The organism is Streptomyces sp. NPDC028308 (assembly GCF_055565855.1).
The window spans coordinates 258263-274807 of record NZ_JBVHTO010000003.1 but is presented as its reverse complement, the minus strand read 5'-3'; the positions used below and the strand labels follow the sequence as shown (position 1 = coordinate 274807).

Sequence of the window (16545 nt, the reverse complement as noted above, 5' to 3'; positions counted from 1 at the left end):
CCGCAGTCCCGCCTGAGCGGGACATACGGGGCCGGATCGGAAATCGGTCGGGTCACTCGGTGGTGCGGCCGGGCGGGGGCACGGAGCCGGCCGCCGCGGCCTGCTGGCTCCTGCCGAGGCGGCTGTGGGAGCGCCCGTACAGGAAGTACACGAGGAACCCGATCGCCATCCAGATGCCGAACCGCAGCCAGGTCTCGGCGGGCAGGTTCAGCATCAGCCACAGGGAGGCGAGCACCGACACGATCGGCAGCACCGGCACCAGCGGGGTGCGGAAGGAGCGGGGCAGTTCGGGACGCGTACGGCGCAGGATGATCACGCCGATCGCGACGACGACGAAGGCGAACAGCGTGCCGATGTTCACCAACTCCGCCAGCTCGCTCAGGCTGGTGAAGCCGGCCAGGATCGCGATGACCACGCCGAGCAGGATGGTCGGCCGGTGCGGGGTCTTGAAGCGCGGGTGGACCCGCGAGAAGAAGCGGGGCAGCAGCCCGTCGCGGCTCATCGCGAAGAACACCCGGGTCTGGCCGAGCAGCAGGATCATGCAGACGGTGGTGAGGCCGACGGCGGCGCCGAAGCTGATGAAGCCGGCGAACCAGGGGTGCCCGGTGGCCTTGAAGGCGTCGGCGAGCGGGGCGTCCACGGACAGCTGCTTGTAGTTCTGCATGCCGGTGACGACGATCGACACCGCGACGTACAGGGCGGTGCAGATGATGAGGGAGCCGATGATGCCGCGGGGCATGTCGCGCTGCGGGTTGCGGGTCTCCTCGGCGGCGGTGGCCACGACGTCGAAGCCGATGAAGGCGAAGAAGACGACGGAGGCGGCGGTGAAGATGCCCATCACACCGAAGTTGGAGGGCGCCCAGCCGAACATCAGCTGGATCAGCGGGGAGTCGAGCCCGCTGCCCGCGTCCACGGGCTTCGCCTTCGGGATGAAGGGGTCGTAGTTCTTCCCCTCGATGAAGAACGCGCCCGCGATGATCACGACCATGACGACCGTCACCTTGATGGCGACGACGACGGCGGTGACCCGCGCGGAAAGCTTCGTGCCGATCACGAGGATGGCGGTGAGCACCAGGACGAGGGCGGCGGCCAGGATGTCGAAGCCGAAGCCGTCGGCCCCCTCACGGCCGCTGAGCGCGTCGGGCAGATGCCATCCGGCGTTGTCGAGCAGCGAGGCGATGTAGCCGGACCAGCCGACCGCGACCACCGCCGTGCCGAGCGCGAACTCCAGGACCAGGTCCCAGCCGATGATCCAGGCGGGCAGTTCGCCCAGGGAGGCGTACGAGAAGGTGTACGCCGATCCGGCCACCGGGACGGTGGACGCGAACTCGGCGTAGCAGAGCGCGGCCAGCGCGCAGACGACACCGGCGACGACGAAGGCCAGGGCCACGGCCGGACCCGCGTTGTTCTTGGCGACCGTGCCGGTGAGGACGAAGATGCCGGTGCCGATGATGACACCGACGCCGAACACGGTGAGATCCAGAGCGGACAGCGACTTCTTGAGTGCGTGCTCCGGCTCCTCAGTGTCCAAGATCGACTGTTCGACCTTCTTCGTTCTGAAGAGGGTGCTGCTCACGGGTGTACCTCCCACGCTCGTCGTCCTCGACATGATCCGAGGGGGTTTGAGCTCCGCATGCCCCGGCACGGGCCGGTTCACGCGAACGGGCCGGTCCCACCACCCGTACAGGGAGGCGGAACCGGCCCAATGGCGCAGCGGAGGGTCAGTCGCGCGCGGACTCCACGGCGTGCGCGGAGGCGCGCTCGAAGCGGCCGTCCAGCTTGGCGACGAGCCCGGTGACCTGGCGGGCGATGTCCGGGGCGGTCAGGCCGATCTCCGTCATGACCTCCTTGCGGGAGGCGTGGTCGAGGAAGCGCGGCGGGATGCCGAAGTCGCGCAGCGGCACGTCGACACCGGCGTCCCGCAGGGCCTGCGCGATCGTCGAGCCGACGCCGCCGACGCGGGAGTTGTCCTCGACGGTGACGACCACGCGGTGCTGCTCGGCGAGCGGGGCCATGGCCTCGTCGACGGGCTTGACCCAGCGCGGGTCGACGACGGTCGTGGAGATGCCCTGCTTGTCGAGGAGGGCGGCGATCTCCAGGCACATCGGGGCGAGGGCGCCGACGGAGACGAGCAGCACGTCGGGGGCGTCGGTGCCGGGGGCGCGGAGCACGTCCATGCCGCCGACGCGGCCCACGGCGGGCACCGCGGGACCGACGGCTCCCTTGGAGAAGCGGACGACGGTCGGGGCGTCGTCGACGTCCACGGCCTCGCGGAGCTGGGCGCGGACCTGGTCGGCGTCGCGCGGGGCGGCCAGCCGCAGGCCCGGGACGACCTGGAGGATCGACATGTCCCACATGCCGTTGTGGGAGGCGCCGTCGGTGCCGGTGACGCCGGCGCGGTCGAGCACGAAGGTGACGCCGCAGCGGTGCAGGGCCACGTCCATCAGCACCTGGTCGAAGGCGCGGTTGAGGAAGGTGGCGTAGACGGCGAAGACGGGGTGCAGTCCGCCGGTGGCGAGGCCGGCCGCGGAGACGGCGCCGTGCTGCTCGGCGATGCCGACGTCGTACACCCGCTTCGGGAAGGCCTTGGCGAACTTGTCGAGGCCGACCGGCTGGAGCATCGCGGCGGTGATGGCGACGACGTCCTCGCGCTCCTGGCCGAGCCTGACCATCTCCTCGCCGAAGACCGAGGTCCAGTCCGCGCCGGAGGAGGCCACCGGCAGGCCCGTGTCCGGGTGGATCTTGCCGACGGCGTGGAAGCGGTCGGCCTCGTCCTGGAGGGCGGGCTGGTAGCCGCGGCCCTTCTCGGTGAGGCAGTGCACGATGACCGGGCCGCCGAAGCGCTTGGCGCGGGCGAGCGCCGACTCCAGGGCCTCGATGTCGTGTCCGTCGATCGGGCCGACGTACTTCAGGCCCAGGTCCTCGAACATGCCCTGCGGGGCGATGAAGTCCTTGAGCCCCTTCTTGGCGCCGTGCAGGGTCTCGTACAGGGGGCGGCCGACGACCGGGGTGCGCTCCAGGAGGTCCTTGCCGCGGGCCAGGAAGCGCTCGTAGCCGTCCGTGGTGCGCAGGGTCGCGAGGTGGTTGGCGAGGCCGCCGATGGTGGGCGCGTAGGAGCGCTCGTTGTCGTTGACGACGATGACCAGCGGGCGGTCCTTGGCGGCGGCGATGTTGTTCAGCGCCTCCCAGGCCATGCCGCCGGTGAGGGCTCCGTCGCCGATGACGGCCACGACGTGGTCGTCCCGCTCCAGCACCTCGTTGGCCTTGGCGAGGCCGTCGGCCCAGCCGAGGACCGTGGAGGCGTGCGAGTTCTCGATGACGTCGTGCTCGGACTCGGCCTGCGAGGGGTAGCCGGAGAGGCCGCCCTTCATCTTCAGGCGGGAGAAGTCCTGACGGCCGGTGAGCAGCTTGTGGACGTAGGACTGGTGGCCCGTGTCCCACAGGACCCTGTCCTTCGGCGACTCGAAGACGCGGTGCAGGGCGATGGTCAGCTCGACGACACCGAGGTTCGGGCCGAGGTGGCCGCCGGTCTTGGAGACCTCCTCGACCAGGAAGGTCCTGATCTCCTCGGCCAGCTGCGTCAGCTCTTCCAGGCTGAGCCGGTCCAGATCGCGCGGTCCCCTGATGCGGGTCAGCAGCGGCACCCGTGCCTCCTTGCAATAGAGCTGTTCGAGCTTTGCCGGGTCTGTCGAGTCTAATGTTCCGCCTTTGCCGACGGTGCCCGGGCCATGCGTTGTACGTCACGCGAACGGACGTAAATCTTCTCGTACGAGCATTCCACCGCGGGACGCAGGGGTACGGGGACAGGGAAGTGCCCGGCACCGCCATTGGTGCCGGGCACTTCGATCCGGGGCCGGAAGGGCCGGGAGCCGCTAGGCGCGGCCCGCCGTCTTCTGGGTCTTGCGGGTGACGGCGTCGATGACGACGGTCGCCAGCAGCACGCCACCGGTGATCATGTACTGCACCGGAGAGGCGATGCCCTCCAGGGCGAGGCCGTACTGGATCGAGACGATCACGAGGACACCGAGCAGCGCGTTCCAGGTGCGGCCGCGGCCGCCGAAGAGGCTGGTGCCACCGATGACGGCCGCCGCGATGGCGTTCATCAGCAGGTCACCGGCGCCGGCGCCCTGGTTGGCGGAGGCGATCTTCGAGGCGATGAACAGACCGCCGATCGCGGCGAAGGTGCCGGAGATCGCGAAGACCGAGATCCGGACCATCTCCACGTTGATACCGGCACGCCGGGAGGCCTCGACGCTGCCGCCGAGCGCGAAGATCTTCCGGCCGTAGGAGGTACGGCGCAGGACGAAGTCCGTGAACAGCAGCACCGCGATGAAGATCACCACGGCCAGGGGCAGGCCCTTGTACTGGTTGTAGAGGATCGCCACGGCGAACGCGAGGATCCCGAGCAGCGCGGTGCGCACGATGATCTCGCTGAGCGGCTGGGACGGCACGCCCGCGGCCTCGCTACGGCGGTTGCCGAAGAACGAGGTGAGGAAGTACACCGCGGTCACGACGATGGCGAGGACGTAGGCGGCGGCCACATCGGTGAAGTAGTAGCTGGTCAGCTTGGCGACGACGCCCTCGCTGTCCAGGTTGATGGTGCCGTTGCTGCCGAGGATCTGGAGCATGAAGCCGTTCCAGAACAGCAGACCCGCCAGGGTGACGGCGAAGGCCGGCACACCGATCCGTGCGAAGACGAAGCCGTGGATGGTGCCCGCGACGGTGCCGGTGAGGATGGCCAGCACGAAGGCCAGCCACTCGTTCATGCCGTGGGTGACGTTGAGCACCGCGAAGGCGGCGCCCGCGACACCGGAGACCGAGCCGACCGACAGGTCGATCTCGCCGAGCAGCAGCACGAAGACGATGCCGACCGCGATCATGCCCGTGCCGACCATGGCGACGGAGATGTCGGACAGGTTGCCCGCGGTGAGGAAGTTCGAGTTCAGGCTCGCGAAGATCGCCCAGATGATGATCAGGCCGATGACGACCGGGATGGAACCCAGGTCGCCGGACTTCATCTTGCGCTTGAACTCGGACACGTAGCCCGCGAGGCCCTGCTCGCGGACGAGGAGCCGGGGGTCGACCACGGTGACGGCCTTGGCGGCCGCCTCGGGGTTCGCCACCAGGTGCTCTTCAGGGGTCTCAGAGGTCTTGTCGATGCTCACTTCTGAGCCTCCCCATTGCGCGCCGCACGACGGGTCACGGCGTTGTCCGTGGCGCCCGTGATGGCGGAGATGATCTCTTCCTGGGAGGTCGACTTGACCTCGAAGACGCCGTTGTTGCGCCCGAGGCGCAGGACGGCGACCTTGTCGGCCACGGCCTTCACGTCCGCCATGTTGTGGCTGATGAGGAGGACGGCGTGGCCACGCTCGCGCAGGCGCTCGACCAGGTCGAGGACCTGCGCGGTCTGCTCGACGCCGAGAGCCGCGGTGGGCTCGTCGAGGATGACGAGCTTGGGCTCGCCGAGCATCGAACGGGCGATCGCCACGGTCTGGCGCTGACCGCCGGAGAGCGAGGCGATCGGGATGCGGACGCTGGGGATGCGGATGGACAGCGTGTCCAGCAGCTCGCGGGAGCGGCGCTCCATCTCGACCTCGTCCAGGACGCCGCGCTTCTTCAGCTCACGGCCCAGGTAGAGGTTGCCGACCACGTCGATGTTGTCGCACAGCGCGAGGTCCTGGTAGACGGTCGCCACGCCCAGGTTCTGGGCGTCGTGCGGCTTGTTGATCGAGACGGACTTGCCGTCCCACTCGATGACGCCCTCATCGATGGGATGCACGCCGGCGATCGTCTTCACCAGCGTGGACTTTCCGGCGCCGTTGTCGCCCACCAGGGCGACCACTTCACCGGCGTGGACCTCAAGCTCTACATCGGTGAGCGCCTGGACGGCACCGAATCGCTTGGAGACCCCGCGCAACGCCAGAACAGGCGTAGCGGACACGTGAACCATCTCCTTCGCCGCCTGACCCGGCGGGAGGTTGTGCAGAAGTTTGGAGGGGGGTGTTCCGTCCGGCGCCCCGCCCTAGCTTGCGGGGCTGTTGGATGCGGGGCGCCGGAGGAGCTTCAGTACGCGGGTCCCGTACGGGAACCGGAACAGGGTTCCCGTACCCGAACGGCGACTACCGGCTGACTACTCGAGGCCGACCTTCTTGCAGGCCGCCGCGTAGGCGGGGGTGCAGATGTCCTGGACCGTGTAGACGCCGTCCTTGACGACGGTGTCCTTGATGTTGTCCTGGGTCAGCGAGGTGACCGGGACGAGCACCGACGGGACCTGCTTGGTGGTGGGGCTGTCGACCTTGTCCTTGGCGACCGAGTCGAGCGACTTGCCCTGGGCGAGCGCGACGGCCATCTCCGCGGCGGCGTCGGCCTCCGGGGCGTACGGCTTGTAGACGCTCATGTACTGCGTACCGGCGACGATGCGCTGCACACCCGCGAGCTCGGCGTCCTGGCCGGTGACCGGGACCTTGATGCCGGCGGCCTTGAGGGCGGTGATGATACCGCCGGCCATGCCGTCGTTGGCGGAGTAGACGCCGATGATGTTCTTCTTGCCGAGAGCCGAGATGGCGCCCTCCATGTTGGAGTTGGCGTTCTCCGGCTTCCACTCCTTGGTGTCGTACTCCTTGCCGACGTTCACCTTGCCGTCGAGGACGGAGTGGGCGCCCTTCTTGAAGAGCGCGGCGTTCGGGTCGGTGACCGAACCGTTCATCATGACGATCTTGCCGTCCTTGGCCTTGTCGCCAAGGGCCTTGAGGAGGGCCTCGCCCTGCGTCTTGCCGACCTCTTCGTTGTCGAAGGAGGTGTAGGCCTTGATCGGGCCCTCGGCGAGGCGGTCGTAGGCGACGACCGGGATGCCGGCCTCGTCGGCCTTCTTCACCGAGCTCGCGATGGCCTTGGAGTCGACCGCGTCCACGATGAGGACGTCCACCTTGTTGGTGATCATCGTGTCGACCTGCTGGTTCTGCGTGCTGGCGTCCTGCTTGGCGTTGGCGTAGATGACCTCGCCCTTGTTGTTCGTGAGCTCCTTGACCTTCTTCTCGATCAAGGGCTTGTCGAACTTCTCGTACCGCGCGGTCTGGTTCTCCGGGAGGAGCAGACCGACCTTGATCGCGTCGCCCTTCTTGGCGGAGCTAGAGCTGTCACTTCCACCGTCGGCCTTGTCCGCACTGCCACAAGCGGCCAGCGAAACGGCCATCGCACCAGCGGCGACGGCAACGGCGGCACGACGCATACGCGTGTTCACTTCAGAAACCTCCCTGACGAGGCCGCGACGTTGCGGCCGAGGTGGCTGGAAGTCAACTCGGCCGCACGTGCGACGTCAAGAAGTAAATCCTTAACGAGATGGCAACGGTGCCATCCGTTCTCTAAGTGAAGGCAGGAGTGACGGCCGTCAGAGACCCGTCCAAAAGGGTCGAATCACCCATCTCGCTGAGTGCGAGAGCGAGTGCCCCGAGGACCTCCGCACGGCCTCCAAGAGCCCCTGGCAACACCGAGAGTTGACGCGCGGCGCTGGGGATCGCATACCGGCCGACAGACTCCCTTATGGGCCCGAGAACCAGCTCCCCGGCCTCGGCGAGATCGCCGCCGAGGACCACCCGGCTCGGGTTCAGCAAATTGCAGAGGTTCGCGACTCCACTCCCGATGTGGCGGCCTACGTCGGCGATCACCCGACGGCAGCCCGGATCACCGTCCCGCGCCAGCCTGACGACGCCCTCCATGGTCAGATTCGTGCCGTGGCTGGACTGGAGGAGCGGCAGCACGTAGCGCGCCGCCGCGAAGGTCTCCAGGCAGCCGCGGTTACCGCAACGGCAGACCGGGCCGGACTCATCAAGAGTAATATGCCCGATTTCTCCCGCTGTGCCACCCGGGCCACGATAGATCTTGCCGCTGATCACCAATCCGGCGCCCACACCGCTCGCGACCTTGATGTAGGCCAGGTCCCGCACACCGCGGCCGCTGCCCCACACGAGCTCGCCCAGAGCTCCCAGGTTGGCGTCGTTGTCCACGTGCACCGGCACGCCGAGCCGCCCCCGCAGCTCCTCGGCGGGCCTGGTGCCGGACCAGCCGGGCAGGATCGAGGTGGACCCCAGCGTGCCGGACTCGACGTCGATCGGGCCGGGCACGCCGAGCCCCACGCCGGCGATCTTCGACCGGTCGACTCCTGTCGCCGCGATCAGGCGGCTGACCAGCTCCTCGGCCCGGTCGAAACCCTGCGCGGCGGAGGCGTCGACGTCGAGCGGTTCGGACTCCTCGGCCAGTACCTGATGGGCGAGATTCCCGACCGCGACGCGCAAATGCGTATGCCCGAAGTCCACGCCGATGACGATGCCGGCGTCGCCGCTGAGCGAGACGCTGCGGGCCCTGCGACCCCCCGCCGACGTGGGCGTGACCTCGACCGTCCCGCCGTCCTTGAGCTCACGCACGATGTTGGAGACCGTCGCTGCGGACAGGCCCGTCGTCCTCGCGATCTCCGCCTGCGTGAGCGACCCGGCAAGGCGCACCGCACGGACGACGCGCTCCAGATTTGCTCGGTGCAGCGACGACTGCGACCCCGGAGTCTCCATCGACTCATCCACTCCTGCCCTCAGCCGGGCGGCGCCGATGCCGCCCGTGTGACCCGGGCCACATCAATGGGACCCGGGTCACTTACAAGTTGTGAACTCCAAGCTCCGCTGAACGGGTTACCGCAGTCAAGTCCTTGACGGAAATCGGGACGGGGCGATCACCGTTCCGTCTCCGTCACCGGCCGGACACACGTACGCCACCCCCGCGTCGGGAGGTGGCGTAGGCGCGTGCGCGGTCCGGACCGGTCGGATGCCCGGGGCTACTTGAGCGTGGCCGAGGTGAGGCCGGCCTGGACCTGGCGCTGGAAGGACAGGTAGACGACCAGCATCGGGATCATCGCGATCGTCACGCCGGCGAAGAGGACCGGCAGGTCGGTCGCGTACCCCTGCTGCTGCTGGAGCTGGATGAGCCCCTGGGTGAGGACGTACCGTTCCGGATCCCCGCCGCTCTGCGGCTGCATGAGGACCGACGGCAGGATGTACTGGTTCCACTGGCCGAGCACGTTGAAGATGCCTACGCTCAGCAGTCCCGGCTTGGCCATCGGCAGCATCACCTGGAAGAACGCCCGGGTGTGCGAGGCGCCGTCCAGCACCGCCGCCTCGAAGACCGCGTGCGGCAGCGTGCGGAAGAAGGCGTGCATGAAGAAGACGGTGAACGGCATCGAGTAGGCGATGTAGACCAGGATCAGACCCTGGTACGTGTTCAGCATCTCCAGCCGCTTCACCATGAAGAAGAGCGGCACGAGCGCGAGGAACACGGGGAACATCGCCCCGCCGACGAAGAAGTAGTAGATGAGCCGGTTGCCCGGGAACTCGTAGCGGGCCAGCACGTAGGCCGCCATCGAGCCCAGCAGCATGGTCAGCGGGACCGAGAAGACGAGCACGACGACCGTGTTCGTGAAGTAGTCGCCGATGCCCTTGTCCCAGGCCCTGCCGAAGACGTCGAGCTGCCAGTTGGTCGGCCAGCTGAGCGCCGAACCGCCGATCTGCGCGTCGGTCTTGAAGGACCCGAGCACCAGCCAGATCAGGGGCAGGATGATCAGCACGGCCCACAGGGCGAGGAATCCGTGCGAGAAGACGTTGAGGGTGAGTCCCTCGCTGCGCCGGTCTCCGGGGCGCGGCGGGGCCTTCTTGACCGACCGCTGGCCGGGGACGCCGGAGCCGACCGCGGTCGGCTCCTTGATGGGTGCGCTCATGTTCTCTCTCCCGCTCAGAACTCGATGCGCTCGCGGCGGGTGGCGCGCAGCGTGACCACGGACAGGATCAGGGTGAGGAGGAGCATGATGACGCCCATCGCGCAGGCGTAGCCGCTCTTCCCGTAGTACAGGAAGTTGCGCATCATCACGTTGGACATCACTTCGCTGTGGTGGTCGGGACCGCCGCCGTAACCCGTTCCCTGGGTCATGGTGGAGACCAGGACGAACATGTCCATCGCGATGATGCCGAGGTAGACCCAGGCCGTCTGCACGGTGTCCCACAGCAGCGGCAGGGTGACCCGGAAGAAGGTCTGGGCGCGCTTGGCGCCGTCGAGCAGCGCCGCCTCGTAGATGTCCCTCGGGATGGACTGCATCGCGGCCGAGAACAGCACCAGATAGAAGCCGACGCCGTGCCAGACGACCACCGCGACCAGGCACCAGAGCACCATGTTGGGCTCGTTCATCCACTCGACGGGACTGTCCGCGTCGACCAGTCCGAGTTTGATGAGGACGCCGTTGAGCAGACCGCCGCCGTCACTGCGGTAGACCGCTCCGAAGAGCACCGCGAGGATCGCCAGCGAAAGCACCTGCGGGAAGAAATAGACGATCTTGTAGAAACCCGAGCCCGTCACGCCCTGCACTCCGCCGGCACCGCCCCGCCCGCCCGCGTTCACCATGAAGGCGAAGAAGAGGGCGAGCAGGATGGTGACGACCGGGATGAACAGCAGGAACAGGATGTTGTGCCAGATCGCTCCGAGGAAGACGTCGTCCTGGAACAAGGTCTTGTAATTGTCCAGACCGACGAAACTGAACGTCTGCGACTGGCCCTTCCAGTCGGTGAAGGAGTAGCCGATGGTCTGTACGTACGGCCAGATCACGAAGATCAGATACAGAGCCAATGGTGCGAGGAGAAACCCCGCGACGAACCGGTACTGCCCTTTTCGCATGGCATCCTGCCCCTGGTGTTCCGGGTGAGCGTGATCAGTCGCGGTGGTTCTTCTTGGACTCCGGGTCCTTGGCCGCCTTGTCGACCGCCTGCTGGGCCCGCTTCAGCCATTCCTTGGGCTGAATTCGCTTGGACATCAGCTCGTTGGACGCGTTCTCGATGGCGGTGCCCATCTCGCTGTACCAGTTGATGTACAGGTAATTGAAGGTGTTGTCACCCGCCGCCTTCGAGGCCTCGACGGTGGACTGCGTACCGGGGCGCAGCTGAACGCCGTCGGCCACGCCGTCCTTGAGGATGGTGAGGGAGTTCGCCTTCTGGGCGAAGACCGTCGACCACTCCTTGGACAGCATGGACCGCATGAACTCCTTGGCGCCCGGCAGGTTTCCGGCCTTCTTCGGGATGATGAAGGGCTCGCCCGAGCCGGCCCGGATCGCCTCGAAGGGCAGCGCGCTGTCCGGCAGGACGGGCATCGGCAGGAACTTCATGTCGAAGTCCTCCGGCGTCTGCTTGAGCTGCTCGTTCTCCAGCCAGGAGCCGGAGGTGATGAAGGCGGCCTTGTACTGGTTCCAGCGGGTCTGCGACTCGGTGTGGGTGAGGCCGTTGGTGCCCGGCATCAGGTAGCCCTTTTCGACGATCTCGTAGATCGCCTCGACGGCCGCCTGGGCCGCGTCGCTGCCGACGAACGCCTTGGGGTCCAGGTTGTCGATCGCCTTCATGGCGTCCAGACCGCCCTTCTTGGCGATCAGGTCCATGATGGCGACGTTGATGTAGTACGGGTACTTGCCCTGGTGGGCGAGACCGCCGATGCCCTGCGACTTGGCGTCCTTGCAGATGGCGAGGAAGTCGTCCCAGGTCTTCGGAGGCTCCCAGCCCTTCTCCTTGAAGAGCTTGCCGGAGTACCACAGGCCCCACACCGTGTAGATGTAGTTGAGGGACACCACCTTGCCGCCCTGCAGGCCCGGGTCGAGCGTGCCGGGGATGAGGGTGTCGCGGACCTTCTTGGACGGGTCGTCGATGGACGGCGCGTCGAGCACCTCGGCGAGGTCGAGGAGCTGGTCGTTCTTGTAGAGCACGTCCAGCTTGATCTGCTGGGCGCCGGAGTCGTCGACGATGTCCGGCGGGGTGTTGTTGTTGAAGCGCGGCTGGAGCTTGCCGGTGATCTCCTGGGTGCCGGTGTGGGCGCTCTTGGTGCCCCATTTCTTGTCGAACGCGGCTTCCCACGCCTTCGCGTACTCGTCGCCGTAACCGCCCTTGAAGACGACGACGTCGAGCTTGCTGCCCTTTTCCACACCAAAGGGGTTCTTCTTGCTGGTCTTGCCCTTGTTCTCGTCGCCGGAGCCCTCGTCGCCCCCGCCGCTGGCACACGCGGACAGGAAGCCCATCGTGGGGACGGTGATCAAGCCGAGCGCGGCGGACCGCTTGATCAGATCGCGGCGGCCGACACCCTCGGTGTTGCTGTTCTCGGCGGAAGTGGATCCCATGCTCAAGTCCTCGCCTTCTCCAGGACTCAGGCGGTGAACCGGATCCTCCCCGGCACCGCGGTGTGGTGAAGCTGGGGTCGTGCGTGGGGGATTCAGCGGGACGGCACGGCATTGCGCGCGCTGGGCGCGGTCCGTGACATCACGATTCCCCCCGGGTCCTGCCTGTCCCCCACCATCGGAGACGGCGGAGCAGACGCCGACAGGTATAGTCCACTTCCCGCCAGGGGAGCAAGATCGAATGCAGGTTTGCCCGTGGGTCTTTTCCGAGTTGAGACCTCACGGAAATATGGGGCGCTCCGGCACTCCCTCCGAGAGAAATCCTTGACATCCGGCCCGAATGCCGCATCCAACACCCTTGACATCCCTGGCAACTTGACTCCCTACTGGTCCTTGCGCAGCGATTTTGACAACGTTGTCCGAAGCGCAGGGAGGGTACTCACGCATGCAGAGAGCTCGGCTCAGACGGGGTTCTTCGGCGGTCGTCGCGACGGCCGCCTTCGCTCTGGTGGTGGCCTCACAGGGCGCCGCCTTCGCGCGGCCGGCCGAAAAGGCGGCAGCGGACCAGGAGTTCGCCTCCTCCTTCGAAACAGGTGATCCCGCACCGGACTGGCTGAATACGGTCGATACCGCTGCGGACGGTACGAAAAACGCCTCGGGGGTGGACGGCGGCTACAGCAGCGGCATCCCGGGCAACGTCTCCGACCACGTCACGGACCTGCGCGCCAGCGGCGAGAACGCGGGCAGCGGCGAGGTGAAGGAGAACCTCGTCGACGGTGAGTCGAGCACCAAGTGGCTCACCTTCGCGTCCACCGGCTGGGTCGAGTTCGACCTGGACGCCCCCGTCAAGCTCGTCACGTACGCGCTGACGTCCGCCAACGACCACGACGAACGCGACCCCAAGGACTGGACGCTCCAGGGCTCGACGGACGGCAAGGACTGGAAGGACCTCGACAGCCGCTCGGGCGAGACGTTCTCGGCGCGGTTCCAGACCAAGTCCTACGACCTCGCGGCACCGGCCGAGTACCAGCACTTCCGGTGGCAGGTCACGAAGAACAACGGCGCCTCGGACGCAACGCAGCTCTCCGACCTCCAGTTCTCCGTCGGCGGCAGTGACGACCCGGCGCCCAAGGACATGCTCTCGCTGGTCGACCGGGGTCCCAGCGGCTCCCCGACCGCCAAGGCGGGCGCCGGCTTCACGGGCAAGCGGGCCCTGCGCTACGCGGGCACGCACAAGCCCGAGGGCCGCGCCTACTCGTACAACAAGGTCTTCGACGTGAACGTCGCGGTGGGCCGCGACACCGAGCTGTCGTACCGGATCTTCCCGTCGATGGCGGACGGCGACCGGGACTACGACGCCACGAACGTGTCGGTGGACCTGGTCTTCACCGACGGCACCCGGCTGAGCGGCCTGAACGCCACGGACCAGCACGGCTTCGCGCTCACCCCGCAAGGTCAGGGCGCCTCGAAGGTCCTGTACGTCAACCAGTGGAACGACGTACGCTCACGGATCGGGTCCGTCGCGGCGGGCCGCACCGTGGACCGGATACTCGTCGCCTACGACTCCCCCAAGGGACCGGCGAAGTTCCGCGGCTGGGTCGACGACATCGCCGTGAAGGCCGTCGCGCCCGCGAAGCCCAAGGCGCATCTGTCGGACTACGCGCTGACCACCCGCGGCACCAACTCCAGCGGCGGCTTCTCGCGCGGCAACAACTTCCCCGCGACGGCCGTGCCGCACGGCTTCAACTTCTGGACGCCGGTCACCAACGCGGGTTCGCTGAGCTGGCTCTACGACTACGCCCGCTCGAACAACGCGGACAACCTGCCCACCATCCAGGCGTTCAGCGCCAGCCACGAGCCGAGCCCGTGGATGGGCGACCGGCAGACCTTCCAGGTGATGCCGTCGGCCGCGTCCGGCGCCCCCGACACCGGCCGGGCCGCCCGCGCGCTCGCCTTCCGGCACGAGAACGAGACGGCCCGCCCGTACTACTACGGCGTCACGTTCGAGAACGGTCTGAAGGCGGAGATGGCGCCGACCGACCACGCCGCCTCGCTGCGCTTCACCTACCCCGGTGACGACGCGAGCGTCGTCTTCGACAACGTCACCGACCAGGCCGGGCTCACGCTCGACAAGGAGAGCGGGACGTTCACCGGCTACTCGGACGTGAAGTCCGGGCTGTCCACCGGCGCCACCCGGCTGTTCGTGTACGGCGTCTTCGACGCGCCGGTGACGGAGGGCACGTCGTCGGGCGTCAAGGGCTACCTGAAGTTCAAGCCGGGCGCCGACCACTCGGTCACCCTGCGGCTGGCGACCTCGCTCATCAGCATCGACCAGGCCAAGGACAACCTGCGTCAGGAGATCCCGGAGGGCACGTCGTTCCAGGACGTGAGGACGCGGGCCCAGCAGCAGTGGGACCGCATCCTCGGCAAGGTCGAGGTGCAGGGCGCGACGCCCGACCAGCTGACCACGCTGTACTCCAGCCTGTACCGGCTGTACCTGTACCCCAACTCCGGCTTCGAGAAGGTCGGTTCGAAGTACCAGTACGCCTCGCCGTTCTCGGCGATGCCGAACCCGGACACCCCGACGCACACCGGCGCGAAGATCGTCGACGGCAAGGTGTACGTCAACAACGGTTTCTGGGACACCTACCGGACCACCTGGCCGGCGTATTCGCTGCTGACCCCCGGCCAGGCGGGCGAGATGGTCGACGGCTTCGTCCAGCAGTACAAGGACGGCGGCTGGACATCGCGCTGGTCCTCGCCCGGTTACGCGGACCTGATGACCGGCACGTCCTCCGACGTGGCGTTCGCGGACGCGTACGTGAAGGGTGTCGACTTCGACGCGGAGTCGGCGTACAAGGCGGCCGTGAAGAACGCCACCGTCGTCCCGCCGTCCTCCGGCGTCGGCCGCAAGGGCATGTCGACCTCGCCCTTCCTCGGCTACACGAGCACCGACACCCACGAGGGCCTGTCGTGGGCGCTGGAGGGCTACCTCAACGACTACGGCATCGCGAAGATGGGCCAGGCCCTCTACAAGAAGACGGGCAAGAAGCAGTACAAGGAGGAGTCCGCGTACTTCCTCAACCGGGCCCAGGACTACGTCAACCTCTTCGACTCCAAGGCCGGGTTCTTCCAGGGCCGCGACGCGAAGGGCGACTGGCGGGTCGAGTCCTCCAAGTACGACCCGCGCGTGTGGGGTTACGACTACACGGAGACGAACGGCTGGGGCTACGCGTTCACCGCGCCCCAGGACAGCCGGGGTCTCGCGAACCTGTACGGCGGGCGCGGCGGCCTGGCGGACAAGCTCGACACCTACTTCGCGACGCCGGAGACGGCCTCGCCGGAGTTCGTCGGCTCGTACGGCGGGGTCATCCACGAGATGACGGAGGCCCGTGACGTCCGGATGGGCATGTACGGGCACTCCAACCAGGTGGCGCACCACGTCAACTACATGTACGACGCGGCGGGCCAGCCCTGGAAGACGCAGAAGAACGTCCGCGAGGTGCTGTCCCGCCTCTACACCGGCAGCGAGATCGGCCAGGGCTACCACGGCGACGAGGACAACGGCGAGCAGTCGGCCTGGTACCTCTTCTCCTCCCTCGGCTTCTACCCGCTGGTGATGGGAAGCGGCGAGTACGCCGTCGGCTCCCCGCTGTTCACCAAGGCCACCGTGCACCTGGAGAACGGCCGGGACCTGGTGGTCAAGGCGCCGAGGAACAGCGCGAAGAACGTGTACGTGCAGGGTCTGAAGGTCAACGGCAAGACCTGGAAGTCGACCTCCCTGCCGCACTCGCTGATCGCCAAGGGCGGGGTCCTGGAGTTCGACATGGGCTCGAAGCCGTCCGCCTGGGGCACCGGCAAGAAGGACGCGCCGGTGTCCGTCACGCAGGACGACAAGGTGCCCTCGCCGCGGGCGGACACGCTCAAGGGTGACGGCGCGCTCTTCGACAACACCTCGGCGACGAACGCGAGCGTGACGTCGGTGGAGCTGCCGGTCGCCGCGCGCACCAAGGGAGTTCAGTACACGCTGACCTCCGCGGACCACACGAAGGCACCGACCGGCTGGACCCTCCAGGGCTCCTCCGACGGTACCGAGTGGACGACGCTCGACAAACGCTCCGGCCAGTCCTTCACGTGGGACCGGCAGACCCGGGCGTTCTCGGTGGCGACTCCGCGCTCGTACGCGCACTACCGCCTGGTCCTGACCGGCGAGGCGACGCTGGCGGAGGTGGAGCTGCTGTCCTGAGACACGTCCCGCACGGGGGCGGGGCGGGCGCGGAGATCTCCTCCGTGCCCGCCCCGCGTCATGTGGTGGGTACCCCGGGCGCCCGGGGCCGCGGTCCGGTCCTGCCCCGGCGGGGCGC

General features: G+C 67.6%; 10 protein-coding genes. 1 reads left to right on the top strand and 9 read right to left on the bottom strand.

The genetic code is table 11. The annotated features are described in order from the left end of the window. Positions 1-52 precede the first annotated feature (52 nt). From ACZ4VA_RS08820 to ngcE, 9 genes are all read right to left on the bottom strand, one after another. The gene (locus ACZ4VA_RS08820) at positions 53-1576 is read right to left on the bottom strand and encodes an amino acid permease (protein WP_355783905.1); all 1524 of its coding nucleotides are present in this window, start codon (positions 1574-1576) and stop codon (positions 53-55) included. Positions 1577-1721: 145 nt separating this feature from the next. Then, positions 1722-3644 carry a 1-deoxy-D-xylulose-5-phosphate synthase gene (gene dxs, locus ACZ4VA_RS08815; protein ID WP_356174464.1) on the bottom strand — a complete coding sequence of 641 codons (1923 nt, stop codon included), beginning with the start codon at positions 3642-3644 and terminating at the stop codon, positions 1722-1724. A gap of 228 nt (positions 3645-3872) precedes the next feature. Next, positions 3873-5165 (bottom strand): sugar ABC transporter permease, encoded by a 1293-nt coding sequence (locus ACZ4VA_RS08810; RefSeq protein WP_468080509.1) that lies wholly within the window; start codon positions 5163-5165, stop codon positions 3873-3875. Next, positions 5162-5950: an ATP-binding cassette domain-containing protein gene (locus ACZ4VA_RS08805; RefSeq protein WP_355781767.1), complete on the bottom strand. Its 789-nt coding sequence runs from the start codon at positions 5948-5950 to the stop codon at positions 5162-5164. The genes ACZ4VA_RS08810 and ACZ4VA_RS08805 overlap by 4 nt, the downstream gene beginning before the upstream one ends. A gap of 180 nt (positions 5951-6130) precedes the next feature. Beyond that, positions 6131-7228 carry an ABC transporter substrate-binding protein gene (locus ACZ4VA_RS08800; RefSeq protein ID WP_355781785.1) on the bottom strand — a complete coding sequence of 366 codons (1098 nt, stop codon included), beginning with the start codon at positions 7226-7228 and terminating at the stop codon, positions 6131-6133. A 133-nt stretch (positions 7229-7361) separates the two neighbouring features. After that, positions 7362-8561 carry an ROK family transcriptional regulator gene (locus ACZ4VA_RS08795; protein ID WP_355781770.1) on the bottom strand — a complete coding sequence of 400 codons (1200 nt, stop codon included), beginning with the start codon at positions 8559-8561 and terminating at the stop codon, positions 7362-7364. Positions 8562-8821: 260 nt separating this feature from the next. Then, positions 8822-9757, bottom strand: coding sequence for a carbohydrate ABC transporter permease (locus ACZ4VA_RS08790; RefSeq protein WP_355781773.1), 936 nt, complete (start codon positions 9755-9757; stop codon positions 8822-8824). Between the two features lie 14 nt (positions 9758-9771). After that, complete coding sequence (locus ACZ4VA_RS08785; protein ID WP_355781775.1) at positions 9772-10704, bottom strand: carbohydrate ABC transporter permease; 933 nt, start codon at positions 10702-10704, stop codon at positions 9772-9774. 34 nt (positions 10705-10738) lie between these two features. Next, positions 10739-12184 carry an N-acetylglucosamine/diacetylchitobiose ABC transporter substrate-binding protein gene (gene ngcE / locus ACZ4VA_RS08780; protein ID WP_355781779.1) on the bottom strand — a complete coding sequence of 482 codons (1446 nt, stop codon included), beginning with the start codon at positions 12182-12184 and terminating at the stop codon, positions 10739-10741. A gap of 442 nt (positions 12185-12626) precedes the next feature. Between ngcE and ACZ4VA_RS08775 the strand changes: the two genes are divergently transcribed. Continuing rightward, the gene (locus ACZ4VA_RS08775) at positions 12627-16427 is read left to right on the top strand and encodes a GH92 family glycosyl hydrolase (RefSeq protein WP_356174457.1); all 3801 of its coding nucleotides are present in this window, start codon (positions 12627-12629) and stop codon (positions 16425-16427) included. Positions 16428-16545 lie beyond the last annotated feature (118 nt).

Coding starts and splice junctions, on each gene's coding strand:
- ACZ4VA_RS08805 (WP_355781767.1), bottom strand. CDS start 5,950: ATGGTTCACGTGTCCGCTACGCCTGTTCTGGCGTTGCGCGGGGTCTCC.
- ACZ4VA_RS08800 (WP_355781785.1), bottom strand. CDS start 7,228: ATGCGTCGTGCCGCCGTTGCCGTCGCCGCTGGTGCGATGGCCGTTTCG.
- ACZ4VA_RS08795 (WP_355781770.1), bottom strand. CDS start 8,561: ATGGAGACTCCGGGGTCGCAGTCGTCGCTGCACCGAGCAAATCTGGAG.
- ACZ4VA_RS08790 (WP_355781773.1), bottom strand. CDS start 9,757: ATGAGCGCACCCATCAAGGAGCCGACCGCGGTCGGCTCCGGCGTCCCC.
- ACZ4VA_RS08785 (WP_355781775.1), bottom strand. CDS start 10,704: ATGCGAAAAGGGCAGTACCGGTTCGTCGCGGGGTTTCTCCTCGCACCA.
- ngcE (WP_355781779.1), bottom strand. CDS start 12,184: ATGGGATCCACTTCCGCCGAGAACAGCAACACCGAGGGTGTCGGCCGC.
- ACZ4VA_RS08775 (WP_356174457.1), top strand. CDS start 12,627: ATGCAGAGAGCTCGGCTCAGACGGGGTTCTTCGGCGGTCGTCGCGACG.